The 15834-nt window shown below is 67.5% G+C and carries 15 protein-coding genes; 13 read left to right on the top strand and 2 right to left on the bottom strand.

Translation table 11 applies throughout. From position 1 onward, the window contains the following. Positions 1–99 precede the first annotated feature (99 nt). The 3 genes from ABIE67_RS10360 (at position 100) to ABIE67_RS10350 (ending at position 3570) form a co-directional block, all read left to right on the top strand. Complete coding sequence (locus tag ABIE67_RS10360; RefSeq protein ID WP_370256002.1) at positions 100–1746, top strand: site-2 protease family protein; 1647 nt, start codon at positions 100–102, stop codon at positions 1744–1746. Positions 1747–1820: 74 nt separating this feature from the next. Next, a complete protein-coding gene (locus ABIE67_RS10355; RefSeq protein WP_370256001.1) occupies positions 1821–2723 on the top strand; it encodes a tRNA (adenine-N1)-methyltransferase in 903 nt (300 codons plus the stop codon). A gap of 268 nt (positions 2724–2991) precedes the next feature. Continuing rightward, positions 2992–3570 carry a hypothetical protein gene (locus tag ABIE67_RS10350; RefSeq protein WP_370256000.1) on the top strand — a complete coding sequence of 193 codons (579 nt, stop codon included), beginning with the start codon at positions 2992–2994 and terminating at the stop codon, positions 3568–3570. A gap of 58 nt (positions 3571–3628) precedes the next feature. Here the strand turns inward: ABIE67_RS10350 and ABIE67_RS10345 are convergent, their stop codons facing one another. Further along, the gene (locus ABIE67_RS10345; protein WP_370255999.1) at positions 3629–3934 is read right to left on the bottom strand and encodes a ferredoxin; all 306 of its coding nucleotides are present in this window, start codon (positions 3932–3934) and stop codon (positions 3629–3631) included. A gap of 245 nt (positions 3935–4179) precedes the next feature. Between ABIE67_RS10345 and arc the strand changes: the two genes are divergently transcribed. The 6 genes from arc to prcA all read left to right on the top strand — a co-directional run bounded on the left by arc (position 4180) and on the right by prcA (position 10361). After that, positions 4180–5946: a proteasome ATPase gene (arc, locus tag ABIE67_RS10340; protein ID WP_234764746.1), complete on the top strand. Its 1767-nt coding sequence runs from the start codon at positions 4180–4182 to the stop codon at positions 5944–5946. A gap of 244 nt (positions 5947–6190) precedes the next feature. Then, the gene (dop, locus tag ABIE67_RS10335; RefSeq protein WP_370255998.1) at positions 6191–7702 is read left to right on the top strand and encodes a depupylase/deamidase Dop; all 1512 of its coding nucleotides are present in this window, start codon (positions 6191–6193) and stop codon (positions 7700–7702) included. A gap of 199 nt (positions 7703–7901) precedes the next feature. Further along, positions 7902–8120, top strand: coding sequence for a ubiquitin-like protein Pup (locus tag ABIE67_RS10330; protein ID WP_030955201.1), 219 nt, complete (start codon positions 7902–7904; stop codon positions 8118–8120). 50 nt (positions 8121–8170) lie between these two features. Next, on the top strand, positions 8171–8734 hold the full coding sequence (locus ABIE67_RS10325) for an endonuclease VII domain-containing protein (RefSeq protein ID WP_370268428.1): 564 nt from the start codon (positions 8171–8173) through the stop codon (positions 8732–8734). Continuing rightward, positions 8686–9531 (top strand): proteasome subunit beta, encoded by an 846-nt coding sequence (gene prcB, locus ABIE67_RS10320; protein ID WP_370255997.1) that lies wholly within the window; start codon positions 8686–8688, stop codon positions 9529–9531. The genes ABIE67_RS10325 and prcB overlap by 49 nt, the downstream gene beginning before the upstream one ends. A 59-nt stretch (positions 9532–9590) precedes the next feature. Beyond that, complete coding sequence (gene prcA / locus ABIE67_RS10315; protein ID WP_370255996.1) at positions 9591–10361, top strand: proteasome subunit alpha; 771 nt, start codon at positions 9591–9593, stop codon at positions 10359–10361. Between the two features lie 74 nt (positions 10362–10435). Here prcA and ABIE67_RS10310 read toward each other — a convergent pair whose 3' ends face one another. After that, positions 10436–11452: a LacI family DNA-binding transcriptional regulator gene (locus ABIE67_RS10310; RefSeq protein ID WP_370255994.1), complete on the bottom strand. Its 1017-nt coding sequence runs from the start codon at positions 11450–11452 to the stop codon at positions 10436–10438. Positions 11453–11550: 98 nt separating this feature from the next. Between ABIE67_RS10310 and ABIE67_RS10305 the strand changes: the two genes are divergently transcribed. From ABIE67_RS10305 to ABIE67_RS10290, 4 genes are all read left to right on the top strand, one after another. Then, the gene (locus ABIE67_RS10305; RefSeq protein WP_370255993.1) at positions 11551–12810 is read left to right on the top strand and encodes an MFS transporter; all 1260 of its coding nucleotides are present in this window, start codon (positions 11551–11553) and stop codon (positions 12808–12810) included. 9 nt (positions 12811–12819) lie between these two features. Next, positions 12820–14181 carry a Pup--protein ligase gene (gene pafA / locus ABIE67_RS10300; RefSeq protein ID WP_028801611.1) on the top strand — a complete coding sequence of 454 codons (1362 nt, stop codon included), beginning with the start codon at positions 12820–12822 and terminating at the stop codon, positions 14179–14181. Between the two features lie 231 nt (positions 14182–14412). Next, on the top strand, positions 14413–15396 hold the full coding sequence (locus tag ABIE67_RS10295; RefSeq protein WP_370255989.1) for an FKBP-type peptidyl-prolyl cis-trans isomerase: 984 nt from the start codon (positions 14413–14415) through the stop codon (positions 15394–15396). Positions 15397–15452: 56 nt separating this feature from the next. Next, a complete protein-coding gene (locus ABIE67_RS10290) occupies positions 15453–15824 on the top strand; it encodes an FKBP-type peptidyl-prolyl cis-trans isomerase (RefSeq protein WP_030835713.1) in 372 nt (123 codons plus the stop codon). The last annotated feature ends 10 nt before the right edge of the window (positions 15825–15834 follow it).

Genomic DNA, 15834 nt, shown 5'->3' with positions numbered 1-15834 from the left:
GAGGGGTGCCGGGGCGGAACGCGCCGCGACGGCCGCATACCATCGACCCAGACCCATCCGCCCGGCAGGCGCGGAAGACGTTTCGAACGAGGGGACACCGTGGACGAGAGCGGCGGGAGCGGGCAGCCGCGGTCCGGCACCGACGAGTCGACCGAGCGCCGAGCAGACCGTAGGGCCCCGGCCACCGACCCCGCACGCCCCGACCCGGCCCCGACCGCCGAACAGGCCACGGACGCCGATGACGCGGCCACCAGCGGTGAGGCGGCCCAGCAGGCGCAAGACGCCACCGCCGACGACGCAGCGACCCGGCTCGGTCCCGCCGACGCCCCTCACACCCCCGCGGCCCACAACCCCACGGCACCGGTGTCGCCCTCCGAACCCGGGGCGGAGACGCCCCCCGCCCACGAGCCCGCGCACGCCCCCACCCAAGAGCCCGCGCACGCTCCCGACAGCGACCGGCGCCCCAGCCCGCAGTCCCCCACCACGCCGGATCAACAACCCACCGCGCCCTACCCCCACCACACCCCCGACACCCACGACCGCACCCTCGCCCACTCCGGCACCACGAAGGGCCAACCGCCCCCGCGCCCCAAGGAACCCCGCGGCGGGCTCCTCATGGGACGCCCCTTCGGCGTACCCGTGTACGTCGCCCCCAGCTGGTTCCTCGTCGCCGCCCTCATCACCTGGGTGTTCGGCGGACAGCTCGACCGCGTCCTGCCCGAGCTCGGCGCCGCCCGCTACCTCGTCTCGCTCTTCTTCGCCGTCGCCTTCTACGCCTCCGTCCTCGTCCACGAACTCGCCCACACCGTCGCCGCACTCCGCTTCAAGCTGCCCGTGCGCCGCATCCAGCTCCAGTTCTTCGGCGGGGTCTCCGAAATCGAGAAGGAAGCCGAGACACCCGGCCGCGAGTTCGTCCTCGCCTTCGTCGGACCCCTGCTCTCCCTCGTCCTCGCCGGCGTCTTCTACGCCGCCATGCAGCCCGTCGAACCCGGCACCGTCCCCGGCGTCCTCCTCGCCGGCCTGATGATCTCCAACCTCATCGTCGCCGCCTTCAACCTGCTCCCCGGCCTGCCCCTCGACGGCGGCCGCATGCTCCGCGCGATCGTCTGGAAGATCACCGGCAAGCCCATGACCGGCACCATCGCCGCAGCCTGGGTCGGCCGCGCCCTCGCCGTCTCCGTCCTCGTCGGACTCCCCTGGCTCACCCAGTCCGGCGCCCTCGGCTCCGACGCCGTCGACAACGTCGGCATGGACACCGTCATGGACGCCCTGCTCGCCGCCATCCTCGCCGCGATCATCTGGACCGGCGCAGGCAACAGCCTCCGCATGGCCCGCCTGCGCGAACACCTCCCCGAACTGCGCGCCCGCACCCTCACCCGCCGCGCCGTCCCCGTCGAGACCGACACCCCCCTCTCCGAAGCCCTGCGCCGCGCCAACGCCGCCGGCGCCCGCGCCCTCGTCGTCGTCGACGCCGACGGAAACCCCCTCTCCCTCGTCCGCGAAGCCGCCATCGTCGGCGTCCCCGAACACCGCCGCCCCTGGGTCGCCGTCAGCGGCCTCGCCCAGGACCTCACCGACGACATGCGCGTCTCCGCCGAACTCGCGGGAGAGGACCTCCTGGACGCCCTCCGAGCCGCCCCCGCGACCGAATACCTGGTCGTGGAGGAGACCGGCGAGATCTACGGCGTCCTGTCCGCCGCCGACGTGGAGCGCGCCTTCGTCAAGGCGATGGCAAGGCCCAACTGACACCCGCCCTCCTGAAGCGGAGCTCCCGCTTCCGCGTGGTCGGCGGCCCCCACAAACCCCGGTAGGCTGTTCACATGTCCGAACCGACCGGTGCCGCCCGCAGGCGCGGGCCCTTCAAGGTCGGGGACCAGGTTCAGCTGACCGACCCCAAGGGCCGCCACTACACGTTCACGCTCGAAGCCGGGAAGAACTTCCACACCCACAAGGGTTCCTTCCCGCACGACGAACTGATCGGCGCACCCGAGGGCAGCGTTGTCCGCACCACCGGGAACGTCGCCTACCTTGCGCTGCGCCCCCTGCTCCCCGACTACGTCCTGTCCATGCCCCGCGGCGCCGCCGTGGTCTACCCCAAGGACGCGGGGCAGATCCTCGCCTTCGCCGACATCTTCCCCGGCGCACGCGTCGTCGAGGCCGGCGTCGGCTCCGGCTCGCTCAGCAGCTTCCTGCTGCGCGCCATCGGCGACCAGGGCATGCTGCACAGCTACGAGCGCCGCGAGGACTTCGCCGAGATCGCCCAGCAGAACGTCGAGCGCTACTTCGGCGGTCCCCACCCCGCCTGGCAGCTCACCGTCGGCGACCTCCAGGACAACCTGTCCGACACCGACGTCGACCGCGTCATCCTCGACATGCTCGCCCCCTGGGAATGCCTGGAAGCCGTCTCCAAGGCCCTCGTCCCCGGCGGCATCCTCTGCTGCTACGTCGCCACCACCACCCAGCTCGCCCGGACCGTCGAGTCCATCCGCGAAATCGGCTGCTTCAACGAGCCGACCGCCTGGGAGACGATGATCCGCAACTGGCACATCGAAGGCCTGGCCGTCCGCCCCGACCACCGGATGATCGGCCACACCGGCTTCCTGCTCACCGCCCGCCGCCTCGCCGACGGAGTCGAACCCCCCATGCGCCGCCGCCGCCCCGCCAAGGGCGCCTACGGCGAAGACTACGAAGGCCCCAACGCCGACAGAGGCGCCGGCCGCTGAGCCGGCCCCGCACCACGATCAACGTACAAGCGCTGTGGTCGAGTTCCCGGAACAGCACCAGGAACTCGACCACAGCGCCTTTCTGTTGACGCGAGCAACAACCGACAACCCGCAAATCCGAACGTCGCACCACACCGCACGCCCCCTGCGCACCCCCAACCACCGGACACCCGCACCGGAACTCCACACCCCGCCGTTCCCCCGCACTGTGACGTGTGGCACCATGCTGGCCACCCCACCGGCACAGCCCTCACAGGAGACGCTCCTAGTGCAGCAATCCGCCGTCCCGGAACTGGCACACACCCACACCCGCCCCATCCACTGGCTCGCCACCGCCACAGCGGTCGCCGGCGTCGTAGCCCTCTCCTCGCTCCTGCAGCCCAACTCGGCGACAGCGGCCCAGACAGCAGGACCGGAGACGAAGCACGCCCCCGCGGCCCTCGCGCCCCCCGACCCCGCCGGCGTCGACTTCCCGCTCGAATGCGGCCCGGTGAAGGCGATCGTGGTCAAAAAGGCCACCGGCGACCTGGACGGCGACGCCAGCCCCGAAACCGTGGCCGTCGTGCACTGCGACGCCCCCATGGGCACCCCGCCCGACGGCATCTACATCCTCACCCACGGCACCGAGTCGGCCACGCCCCGCATCGTCGCGACCCTCGTCGACCCGAAAGACAGCACTACCGTCAGTGACATCACCGTCCGAGACGGAGCCGTCATCGCCGACCTGCTCAGCTACTCCACCGACGACGTACCCCGTTGCTGCCCCGACGTGAAGAACAGCGCGAAATGGCAGTGGAAGAACGACGCGTTCGTCCGCTCGACACCCGCCGGTGCGCACAGCGTCTGACCCACGCCACCAGCACGTGTGAGAAATCAGACAGTCGTAACACGCCGTACGCGAAAGGTCACTCGGCGTCCGGACCGTACACCTCGACCTTGTCCGAAACGCGACGCACATGGATGCAGTCGCCCGGACACTCCTTCGCCGAGTCCACCACATCCGTGAGAAGCGGCAACGGCACAGGCGTAGTGGCCCCCTTGGCCTGCAGCAGCTCGTCCTCGCCGCTCTTCACATACGCCAGACCATCGATGTCCAGCTCGAACACCTCAGGCGCGTACTGCGCGCAGATACCGTCACCCGTACAGAGATCCTGATCGATCCAGACCTCCAGCGCCTGACCCTCGACCCCGGCCGCCTGCTCCACGCTCATCTCTCCTGCCGTTGACTACGTCGAGCCGAACGGGAATCCGGCCAGCTCTGACGGGTGTTGAACGCTTCGAGCCTACCTGCGGCGGCTTTCCAATCATGTTCGGTGGGTATTCCCCTGGCGTGAGGGAGAGCGCAAGGGTGAAGATCGGACACACCTCGACAGTCTTTGTGATCTAGGGGTTTCAATCGACACCCACCCAGGTAGGGTCTGGAAGCGTCCAGCTCCCCTTGGAGGAGGTGAGGACCGTGGCAGCCCACGACGACGACATGAACCGCGGCATCCGCCCGGGACGAGGGTCCGACGACCCGGCCGGGCAGATCGCCTACCTTGAGCAGGAGATCGCCGTCCTGCGACGCAAGCTCGCCGACTCTCCGCGGCACACGAGGATTCTCGAGGAGCGGATCGTCGAGCTGCAGACAAACCTGGCCGGCGTGTCCGCACAGAACGAGCGACTCGCCAACACGCTCCGTGAGGCCCGCGACCAGATCGTGGCCCTCAAGGAAGAAGTCGACCGGCTCGCACAGCCACCGGCCGGCTTCGGTGTCTTCCTGCAAGCCAACGAGGACGGCACCGCCGACATCTTCACCGGAGGCCGCAAACTCCGCGTGAACGTCAGCCCGAGCGTCGAACTCGACGACCTCAGGCGCGGCCAGGAACTGATGCTCAACGAAGCACTCAACGTGGTCGAAGCCATGGAGTTCGAACGCGTCGGGGACATCGTCACCCTCAAGGAGATCCTCGAGGACGGCGAACGCGCCCTGGTGCTCGGGCACACCGACGAGGAACGGGTGGTACGGCTCGCCGAGCCGCTGCTGGACGTCACCATCCGACCCGGCGACGCCCTCCTGCTCGAACCCCGCTCCGGCTACGTCTACGAAATCGTTCCGAAGAGCGAGGTCGAGGAACTCGTCCTCGAAGAAGTCCCCGACATCGGCTACGAACAGATCGGCGGCCTGGGCGGCCAGATCGAAATGATCCGCGACGCGGTCGAGCTGCCCTACCTCTACCCCGACCTGTTCAAGGAGCACGAACTACGCCCACCCAAGGGCGTCCTCCTCTACGGCCCCCCCGGATGCGGCAAGACACTCATCGCCAAGGCCGTCGCCAACTCGCTGGCCAAAAAGGTCGCCGAAGTCACCGGCCAAGCCCAAGGCAAGAGCTTCTTCCTCAACATCAAGGGCCCCGAGCTCCTCAACAAGTACGTCGGCGAAACCGAACGGCAGATCCGACTCGTCTTCCAACGCGCACGTGAGAAGGCCAGCGAAGGCACACCCGTCATCGTCTTCTTCGACGAGATGGAATCCCTCTTCCGCACCCGCGGCTCCGGCGTCAGCTCGGACGTGGAAAACACCATCGTCCCCCAGCTGCTCGCCGAGATCGACGGTGTCGAGGGCCTGCAGAACGTGGTCGTGATCGGCGCCTCCAACCGCGAGGACATGATCGACCCGGCCATCCTGCGCCCCGGCCGCCTGGACGTGAAGATCAAAATCGAACGTCCTGACGCCGAGGCCGCCAAGGACATCTTCGGCAAGTACCTCACAGAACGCCTCCCACTGCACTCCGAAGACCTCGGCGAGCACGGCGGCAGCAAGGCGACCACGGTCCAGAGCATGATCCAGACCGCCGTCGAGCAGATGTACGCCGAATCCGAGGAAAACCGCTTCCTGGAAGTCACCTACGCCAACGGAGACAAGGAAGTCCTCTACTTCAAGGACTTCAACTCCGGCGCCATGATCGAAAACATCGTCGGCCGCGCCAAGAAGATGGCGATCAAGGACTTCCTCGAACACAACCAGAAGGGCCTCCGCGTCTCCCACCTCCTCCAGGCCTGCGTGGACGAGTTCAAGGAGAACGAGGACCTGCCCAACACCACCAACCCCGACGACTGGGCCCGCATCTCCGGAAAGAAGGGCGAACGGATCGTCTACATCCGCACCCTCATCACCGGAAAGCAGGGCGCAGACACCGGACGCTCCATCGACACGGTGGCAAACACCGGTCAGTACCTGTAAAAGACAGGGCGGCTGCGGGTGCCCCCACCGGGTACCCGCAGCCGACTGTTTTTCCGGCCACCGTCGGCACAAACGCGAGCAACGCAATGACGCAAATGATCTCCCCACCAGCGCAAAGGCGTTCTAGGCTCTTCCATACCGCCGAGTCGCGCAGTGCGGGGACGGGCACCGCACACGCACCGGAGCGCCAGCGGTACTTGAGCGGCACCCCCGACCGAGGGCGCCGCCGGGCAAGGAGGGCCGCATGACCGTACGGCGAGTAATGGGCATCGAGACGGAGTACGGGATCTCCGTCCCCGGCCACCCCAACGCCAATGCCATGCTCACCTCATCCCAGATCGTCAACGCCTACGCGGCGGCGATGCACCGGGCCCGCAGGGCCCGCTGGGACTTCGAGGAGGAGAACCCGCTGCGCGACGCGCGAGGCTTCGACCTCGCCCGCGAGGCCGCCGACTCCAGCCAGCTCACCGACGAGGACATCGGCCTCGCCAACGTCATCCTCACCAACGGAGCACGCCTCTACGTCGACCACGCACACCCCGAATACAGCGCACCCGAGGTCACCAACCCACGGGACGCCGTGCTCTGGGACAAGGCCGGCGAGCGCATCATGGCCGAAGCCGCCGAACGGGCGGCACAGCTACCCGGCGCCCAGCCGATCCACCTCTACAAGAACAACACCGACAACAAGGGCGCCTCCTACGGCACGCACGAGAACTACCTGATGAAGCGGGAAACCCCCTTCTCCGACATCGTGCGCCACCTCACCCCCTTCTTCGTCTCCCGCCAGGTCGTCACCGGCGCCGGCCGCGTCGGCATCGGCCAGGACGGACACGAACACGGCTTCCAGCTCAGCCAGCGCGCCGACTACTTCGAAGTCGAGGTAGGGCTGGAAACCACCCTGAAGCGCCCCATCATCAACACCCGAGACGAGCCGCACGCCGACGCGGAAAAATACCGCCGCCTCCACGTGATCATCGGCGACGCCAACCTGTCCGAGATCTCGACCTACCTGAAGCTCGGCACCACGGCCCTCGTCCTCTCCATGATCGAGGACGGCTTCATCGCCGTGGACCTCGCCGTCGACCAACCCGTCCGCACCCTCCATCAGGTGTCCCACGACCCGTCACTCCAACGGCTCATCACACTCCGTAGCGGCCGCACACTCACCGCGGTCCAGCTCCAGATGGAGTACTACGAGCTGTCGCGCAAGTACGTGGAGGAGCGCTTCGGCGCCGACGCGGACGAGCAGACCAAGGACGTCCTGTCCCGCTGGGAAGACACCCTGAACCGCCTGGAGCGGGACCCCATGAGCCTCGCCGGCGAACTCGACTGGGTCGCCAAGCGCGAACTCATGGAGGGCTACCGACGCCGCGACGACCTCGACTGGGACGCCGCGAAGCTCCACCTTCTCGACCTCCAGTACGCCGACGTACGCCCCGAGAAGGGCCTCTACAACCGCCTGGCTGCCCGAGGCCGCATGAAGCGCCTCATGGACGAGGAAGCCGTCGAGCGGGCCAAGGCCAAGCCGCCGGAGGACACCCGCGCCTACTTCCGCGGACGCTGCCTGGAGCAGTACGCCGACGACGTCGCCGCGGCCTCCTGGGACTCGGTCATCTTCGACCTGCCCGGCCGGGACTCCCTCCAGCGCGTTCCAACCCTCGAACCCCTTCGCGGAACGCGAAATCACGTCAAGGAGCTCCTGGACCGCTGTCGCACGGCGGAAGACCTGGTCAGGGTCCTGTCAGGCAACTGAGGGGTACTCGGAACCCACCGACCGGACGTCGGCCGAACAGGGTGGAAAACCCGGCGTCCGGGAATCATCGAGATGGCCCCCGTACGTTGGAGAAACTGCGGGGCCGATGTCAGACCCGGCTTGTAGGGTCTGATCATCACCGATCGGCAGGAAAGCCGACCTGTCGACCATGTCGGGCGAAATGAGCGGGGTGAGGGATATGGCAACCAAGGACACCGGCGGCGGACAGCAGAAGGCCACGCGCTCTACTGAGGAGGTCGAGGAGCAGGCGGCGGAGACGCAGGCTTCTGAGGACCTCAAGGAGCGGCAAGAGAAGCTGAGTGATGACGTCGACTCGGTTCTGGACGAGATTGACGATGTCCTCGAGGAGAACGCAGAGGACTTCGTCCGTAGTTTCGTTCAGAAAGGCGGCGAGTAACCTTCGGATCGAAGGTTTCGGGGGCTTGGAAGTTGGCAAGCGAAGAGGGCATGAAGCGCTGTGTGCGGTGCGGCGAGACCAAGTCGCATGCAGCCTTCGCCCGCAAGCGCTCCAACCTTGATGGGTTGCAGCGGCACTGTCGAGAGTGCCGGACGAACTACCACTCCAGGGCGCCGGAGCAAAGGACGCCTTCCAGGGAGGTGCCCGAGGGGCACAAACGGTGTTCGGCATGCGGGGAAACGAGGCCGCGCAGCGGGTTCCACCGCAAGCGGAGCGCCGACGATGGCTTGGCCAGCCGCTGTAAGGCATGTAGGGCAGCGGCTGCACCCGCACAGCACCTCCGCCGTAAGTACGGGATCACACTCGTCGAGCGAGACGAGATGATCGCCGCACAGAAAGGGCTCTGCGCGATCTGCCTGACGGCTCCCGCCGTTCATGTGGATCATTGCCACGAGACGGGTAGGGTCCGTGGCGTACTGTGCTTCAACTGCAATTCCGGCCTCGGCTTGTTGAGGGACGATCCCGAAGCGATGAACCGAGCTGCCGACTACCTGGAAGGAAACGCGTGGAAGCCAACACTCGTAGCACCGGGCGTCTACCAGCTGCCTTCCTGACGCCTGGGTCGTCCTCGTTCATGGATTTCCTCTCGGAGCACCAGCCCGAGATGCTGCCCGGTAACCGTCAACTCCCGCCCACGCAGGGCGTGATCGAGGCGCCGCACGGCACCACGATCGTGGCCGCGACGTTCCCCGGCGGTGTCGTGCTGGCCGGTGACCGGCGGGCGACCATGGGGAACGTCATCGCGCAGCGGGATATCGAGAAGGTCTTCCCGGCCGACGAGTACTCGGCCGTCGGTATCGCCGGTACCGCCGGTCTGGCCGTCGAGATGGTGAAGCTCTTCCAGTTGGAGCTGGAGCACTTCGAGAAGGTCGAGGGTGCTCAGCTGTCGCTGGAGGGTAAGGCGAACCGGCTGTCGACCATGATCCGGTCGAACCTGGGGATGGCGATGCAGGGGCTGGCCGTGGTGCCGCTGTTCGCGGGGTATGACGTGGATCGGGGGAAGGGGCGGATCTTCTCCTATGACGTGACCGGTGGTCGTTCCGAGGAGCAGGGGTACGCCGCCACCGGCTCGGGGTCGATCTTCGCGCGTGGTGCCATGAAGAAGCTCTTCCGTAATGACCTGACTGAGGCCGAGGCCACGACGCTCGTGGTGCAGGCCCTGTATGACGCGGCTGACGACGACTCGGCGACCGGTGGTCCCGATGTCGCCCGCCGGATCTACCCGATCGTCACGGTGATCACTGACGACGGTTTCCGCAGGCTCACCGATGAGGAGTCCTCGGAGATCGCCCGTTCCATTCTGGAGCGGCGTCTGGAGCAGCCTGACGGCCCGCGGGCCGCGCTGCTGTAGCGGCGGTTCGGTCTTATCTAGGTGATCCTGTGACTTCGACAGAAAGGGACGGATAACCGGTGTCGACGCCGTTCTATGTCTCCCCCCAGCAGGCCATGGCCGACCGGGCGGAGTACGCCCGTAAGGGCATCGCGCGTGGTCGCAGCCTGGTCGTGCTGCAGTATGCCGACGGCATCGTGTTCGTCGGTGAGAACCCGTCCCGTGCGCTGCACAAGTTCAGCGAGATCTATGACCGGATCGGTTTCGCGGCCGCCGGTAAGTACAACGAGTACGAGAATCTGCGGATCGGTGGTGTGCGGTACGCCGATCTTCGTGGTTACACCTATGACCGTGATGATGTGACGGCTCGTGGTCTGGCGAACGTCTATGCGCAGACGCTGGGCACGATCTTCTCTTCGGCGGCGGAGAAGCCGTATGAGGTGGAGCTGGTTGTCGCCGAGGTGGGTGAGACGCCTGAGGGTGACCAGATTTATCGGTTGCCGCATGACGGTTCGATCGTGGATGAGCACGGTTCGGTCGCGGTCGGTGGTAATGCCGAGCTGATCAGCAATTTCCTTGACCAGCGGCATCAGGACGGCATGAGTCTGGCCGAGGCTCTGGCGCTGGCTGTGCAGGCGTTGTCCCGTGAGTCGAACGGTACGCAGCGGGAGATCCCGACGGAGCGCCTGGAGGTCGCGGTGCTGGACCGTACGCGTCCGCAGTCGCGCAAGTTCAAGCGGATTGTCGGTCGTCAGTTGGCGCGGCTGCTGGAGGCCAATGGTGCGTCCACCGAGGCCGAGAGTGCTGACAACGGGGAGGACTCGGAGGAGTCCGGTAGTTCCGAGGAGTAGTCCCGCCTGACCCGCCTGTGTTGTGCCCCCGGCCGAATCTCTCGGTCGGGGGCACAGGCCTTTCCTGGCGGGCTCTACACCGTGCTGGGCGGCGCTGTGGAGCCTCGTACGACGAGCTCGACGGGAATGTCGCCCTCTTCGGGTTCGCGGCCTTCCAGGACGGCGAGGAGGGCTTGCATGCCGCGTTCACCGAAGAGCTCGGCGTCGAGTCGGACGGTGGTGAGTTCCGGGTCGATGGCGGTGGCGAGGGCGAGGTCGTCGAGGCCGGTGATGGAGAGGTCGTCGGGGATGCGGAGTCCGAGGCGGCGTGCGGCTTTGTAGGCGCCGGCGGCGAGTTTGTCGTCGTCGCAGACGATCGCGGTGGGGCGGGGGCCTTGGGCGGCGAGGGCGGTTTCGGTGGCGGTGCGGGCGTCCTCGATGGCGATGGGTGCGCGGACGGTGAGCAGTGAGGTGCCGGGCGTGTCGCCGAGTCGTGTGGCGAGTTCGCGTGCGCGTGCGTCGAAGGTCCAGGAGGGCACGTCGGCGGCGAGGTGGAGGAAGCGCCGGTGGCCGAGGCTCAGCAGGTGGTCGGTGACCTGGCGGATGCCGTCGGTGATGTCGAGGTTGACGGTGGCGGCGCCGAGGCTGCCTGTGGGGTCGCTGTCGAGCATGACGAGGGGGAGTTGGTCGCCGCGGATGGCGGTGAGGGCGTCGGCGGCCATGGAGGAGGCGATGACGCCGTCGAGGGCTGCTTGTGCGGAGGCGAAGGGGTCGCGGGCGGGGCCGATGCCTTCGGGGGAGGGGTAGAGGACGACGCCGAAGCCGTGCTGGGCGGCGATGCGGGCGGCGCCGGTGTAGACGCCGGCGAAGAATTCGGTGGTGAGGGCGGGGACGACGAGCAGTACGGTGCGGGTGCGGCCGAGGCGTAGGTTCCGGGCGGCGAGGTTGGGCCGGTAGCCGAGTTCGCGGGCGGCTTGGCGGACGCGTTCGGCGGTGGTGGCGGAGACGCGTCCGCGCCATTTGTCGCCGAGTACGAGGGAGACCGCGGCCTGGGAGACGCCTGCTGCCTGGGCGACGTCTCGGCTGGTGGGGCGGGTGCTGCCGTGTGCCACCGTCCGCGTGCTCCTTCGTCTGGACTCGTGAACAGCGCACATGGTACGTATGACGGAGGACGTTATACGTAAAACCTAGGTGGAGGGCGGCGCGGCTGATGACCGGCGCATACCTGGAGGTCCTCAGGGCGAGGCATGCCGCCCGGCTGCTCGTCGGCACGCTCGTGGGCCGGTTGCCGAACGCGGTGGCCGCGCTGGCGATCGTGCTGTTCGTGCGCGCGGAGGGGGGCTCGTACAGTCTGGCCGGGGGGCTGGCGGCGGTGTACGGGGTCGCCAACGCGGTGGGTCAGCCGGTGCTGGGGCGGCTGGTGGATGTGTACGGGCAGCCGCGGGTGCAGTTGCCGGCGGCGGTGGCTTCGGCTGTGGCGATGGCCGGGTTCGCCTTCGTGGGTATCGGGCCGCTGCCGCTCGCCTATGCGGCCGTGGCGGCCGCCGGGCTGTTCACGCCGCCTTTGGAGGGCGGTCTGCGGGCGCTGTGGTCGTCGGTCCTCCACAAGGAGGGCCAGGTGCACACGGCGTATGCGATGGACGCGGTGGCGCAGGAAATCATGTTCACGGTCGGGCCGTTGCTGTTGACGCTGTGTGCGTCGGTGTGGTCGGCGCAGGCGGCGCTGCTGGTGCTGAATGTCATCGGGGTGCTGGGGGCGCTGTCGGTGGTGGTGTCGCCGCCTTCGCGCGCGTGGCGTTCGGCGCCGCGTGAGGCGCACTGGCTGGGGGCGTTGCGTTCGCCGGGGCTGCTGGCGTTGCTGGCCTCGTTCCTGTTCATCGGGATGGCGCTCGGGTCGATCGCGGTGGCGGCCGTGTCGTACGCGGACGACAACGGCGGTGACGTGGTGTACGGCTGGTTGATGGCGGGCGTGGGGCTGGGTGCGCTGGTCGGTGGTGTGGTGTACGGGGCGCGGCAGTGGGGCGGTGAGCCGGCGCGGCGACTGCGTTTGCTGGTGGCGCTTCTGGCGGTGTGTTATCTGCCGTTGATGCTGATGCCGGGTGTGGTCGCGATGACGTTGCTGGCGGTGCTCGCGGGGGTGTTTCTCGCGCCGTGCATCGCTTGTGCGTTCGTGCTGGTGGACCGGCATGCGCCGCGTGGGACGGTCACCGAGGCGTTCTCCTGGCTGGTGACGACGTTCACGGTGGGTGCGTCGGTGGGAACGGGCCTGGCGGGGCCGGTCGTCGAGGCGGGCGGGGCGTTGTGGGGGTTCGCCGTGCCGAGTGCCGCGGGGGCGGTGTCGTTGCTGGTCCTGCTGGCCACGGGAGGGGTCCTCGCAGCTCCTGCCAGGGGTGCGGTGGTTGCGGCTTCATCGGAAAATGATCCAAACCGTGCTGTCGAACCCCGTTTCAGCTCGGGGGATCGGGCGTAATGTTCAGTCATGGACCGCCGCATTTTCGGGCTGGAGAACGAGTACGGCGTCACGTGCACGTTCAGGGGACAGCGCCGCCTGTCGCCTGACGAGGTGGCGCGGTACCTCTTCCGCCGTGTCGTGTCATGGGGCCGTAGCAGCAATGTCTTTCTGCGCAATGGCGCCCGCCTCTATCTCGACGTGGGCTCACATCCGGAATACGCGACACCCGAATGTGACAATGTGACCGAACTGGTCACCCACGACAAAGCAGGCGAGCGCATTCTCGAAGGACTCCTGGTGGACGCGGAACGACGCCTGCACGAGGAGGGAATCGCGGGCGACGTCTACCTCTTCAAGAACAACACCGACTCGGCGGGCAACTCGTACGGATGCCATGAGAACTATCTGGTGGCACGCCATGGCGAGTTCTCCCGGCTCGCGGACATCCTCATCCCGTTCCTTGTCACCCGGCAGCTGCTGTGCGGCGCCGGGAAGGTGCTGCAGACTCCGCGTGGTGCGGTGTACTGCGTCAGTCAGCGGGCGGAGCACATCTGGGAGGGCGTCTCCTCGGCGACGACCCGTTCCCGGCCGATCATCAACACGCGTGACGAGCCGCACGCGGATGCCGAGCGTTACCGTCGTCTGCATGTGATCGTGGGCGACTCGAACATGTCCGAGACGACCATGCTGCTCAAGGTCGGTGCGACCGATCTGGTGCTGCGCATGATCGAGGCGGGCACGGTGATGCGTGATCTGACCCTGGAGAACCCGATCCGGGCGATCCGCGAGGTCAGCCATGACATCACCGGTCGCCGTAAGGTGCGCCTGGCCAGTGGCCGGGAGGCGTCGGCGCTGGAGGTGCAGCGCGAGTACTACGAGAAGGCCGTGGACTTCTGTGAGCGCCGTGGCATTCGCACGGGCACGGTCGAGCAGGTCCTGGAGCTGTGGGGCCGCACGCTGGACGCGATCGAGGCCGAGGATCTCGACCGGATCGGTACCGAGATCGACTGGGTCATGAAGTACAAGCTGATCGAGCGGTACCGGGCCAAGCACAACATGACCATGTCGCATCCGCGGGTCGCGCAGATAGACCTCGCCTACCACGACATCCACCGTCGCCGTGGCCTGTACTACCTGCTGGAGAAGAAGGGGCAAGCCGCCCGTATCTGCAACGACTTGAAGATCTTCGAGGGCAAGTCCGTTCCGCCGCAGACCACTCGGGCCCGGCTGCGCGGTGACTTCATCCGCAGGGCCCAGGAACAGCGCCGGGACTTCACCGTCGACTGGGTGCATCTCAAGCTCAACGACCAGGCGCAGCGCACGGTGTTGTGCAAGGACCCGTTCCGTTCGGTGGACGATCGGGTGGAGAAGCTGATCGCCGGTATGTGACCGGGTCGCGGTCGTCTCGGCGTCATTTCGTTCAGGACGTCCGGTGTCCGGAGGTGGTGATACCTCCGGACACCGGACGTTTCTGTGTTTGTGTGCGGCGGGCGCGCGGTGAAGTCGCGCGGGCCGGAAATGGGATCCGGGTAGCGGCGTGTCGTGCGGTGACCGGTGCCGGGAGCGCGTACGTCGTAAAGTGGCGGCCATTGCCCGCCACCCCCTAGCCCAGTGGGACTGATGAACTACAACACGAAACGCCGCATCGCGGCGCTGCTGGCCGTGCCCGCTCTGTTGTTCACCGCCGCGTGCGGATCGGACGGCGACAGCGACAGCGACGGGGCCCAGGCGGGAGCGGTCGCCGAGGTCGACGGGAAGGTCGGGGAGAAGCCCGAGATCTCCAGCCCGAAGGACGGCGAGCCGGCCGGTAAGACCGTGATCGAGACGGTCTCCAAGGGGAGCGGAGCGGCGATCAAGGCCTCCGATTTCGTCCGGCTGGACTGGACCGTCGAGAAGTGGGGCGACGACAAGGAGCTGGGAGGCACCTGGCAGGCCGCGGCGAGCGGCGACACGCCCCGGCGGCAGTCCGTCGAGCAGCTGGGCAAGCCGAGCCAGCAGCTGCCCGCGAAGGTCCTTGACGCCGTCAAGGGAAAGAAGCCGGGCAGCCGGATTCTTGTGCAGGGGACCGCGGGTGATCTGATCGGCGAGGGTCTGAACCCGTCCTCCGGTCTCACCGAGAAGGACGTACTGATCTGGGTGCTCGACGTGGCCGGTGCCGCCACGGTCGACGCCAAGGCCGAGGTCAAGGGCGAGCAGGCGGCCCCCGCGGCGGGCATGCCGGAGGTGTCGGCTCCGTCGCAGAAGGCGGCGACGGTCACGATCCCCAAGAACACCAAGGCCCCCAAGGACCTCAAGCAGCAGGTGCTGATCAAGGGCGACGGCAAGAAGGTCGAGGCCGGTCAGGGCCTGGTGGCCCAGTACACCGGGGTCAAGTGGGAGGACGGCAAGAAGTTCGACTCCTCCTGGGACCACGGTGGTGCGACCGCTTTCCAGATCGGCACCGGCTCCGTGGTGGCAGGCTGGGACCAGGGCCTCGTCGGCAAGAACGTGGGCGACCGGGTACTGCTGGTGATCCCGCCCTCTCTCGGTTACGGGGCCAGCCCCGACAGTGAGCTGGCCAAGAACACACTGGTCTTCGTGGTGGATATCCTCGACGTCGTCTGACCGAGGTGTCCCTGAGTCCGTTTCGCGACTTGGATCACGCAACAAGGAGTGATGAAGTGAGCATCGACAAGCCCGAGATCGACTTCCCGGGCGGCGAGCCCCCGGCGGACCTCGAGATCAAGGACATCTGGGAGGGTGACGGCGAGGTCGCGCAGGCCGGCCAGACCGTCACTGTGCACTATGTGGGTGTCGCCTTCAGCACGGGCGAGGAGTTCGACGCCAGCTGGAACCGCGGTACGCCGTTCCGCTTCCCGCTGGGTGGCGGCCGTGTCATCAAGGGCTGGGACCAGGGCGTGCAGGGCATGAAGGTCGGTGGCCGCCGCCAGCTGACCATCCCGGCCCACCTCGCCTACGGCAACCAGAGCCCGACCCCGGCGATCAAGCCCGGCGAGACGCTGATCTTCGTGGTCGACCTGCTCGGCGTCTGATCGTCGTGTC

Source organism: Streptomyces sp. V4I8 (assembly GCF_041261225.1).
In the GTDB taxonomy this organism is placed as follows: domain Bacteria; phylum Actinomycetota; class Actinomycetes; order Streptomycetales; family Streptomycetaceae; genus Streptomyces.
Note: the sequence above shows the minus strand (reverse complement) of the source record. Positions and strands in the feature narration are given on the sequence as shown.

Coding starts and splice junctions, on each gene's coding strand:
- ABIE67_RS10345 (WP_370255999.1), bottom strand. CDS start 3,934: ATGAGCGTGGAGCAGGCGGCCGGGGTCGAGGGTCAGGCGCTGGAGGTC.
- ABIE67_RS10295 (WP_370255989.1), top strand. CDS start 14,413: ATGAACTACAACACGAAACGCCGCATCGCGGCGCTGCTGGCCGTGCCC.
- ABIE67_RS10330 (WP_030955201.1), top strand. CDS start 7,902: ATGGCAACCAAGGACACCGGCGGCGGACAGCAGAAGGCCACGCGCTCT.
- ABIE67_RS10355 (WP_370256001.1), top strand. CDS start 1,821: ATGTCCGAACCGACCGGTGCCGCCCGCAGGCGCGGGCCCTTCAAGGTC.
- ABIE67_RS10305 (WP_370255993.1), top strand. CDS start 11,551: ATGACCGGCGCATACCTGGAGGTCCTCAGGGCGAGGCATGCCGCCCGG.
- pafA (WP_028801611.1), top strand. CDS start 12,820: ATGGACCGCCGCATTTTCGGGCTGGAGAACGAGTACGGCGTCACGTGC.
- ABIE67_RS10325 (WP_370268428.1), top strand. CDS start 8,171: ATGAAGCGCTGTGTGCGGTGCGGCGAGACCAAGTCGCATGCAGCCTTC.
- dop (WP_370255998.1), top strand. CDS start 6,191: ATGACCGTACGGCGAGTAATGGGCATCGAGACGGAGTACGGGATCTCC.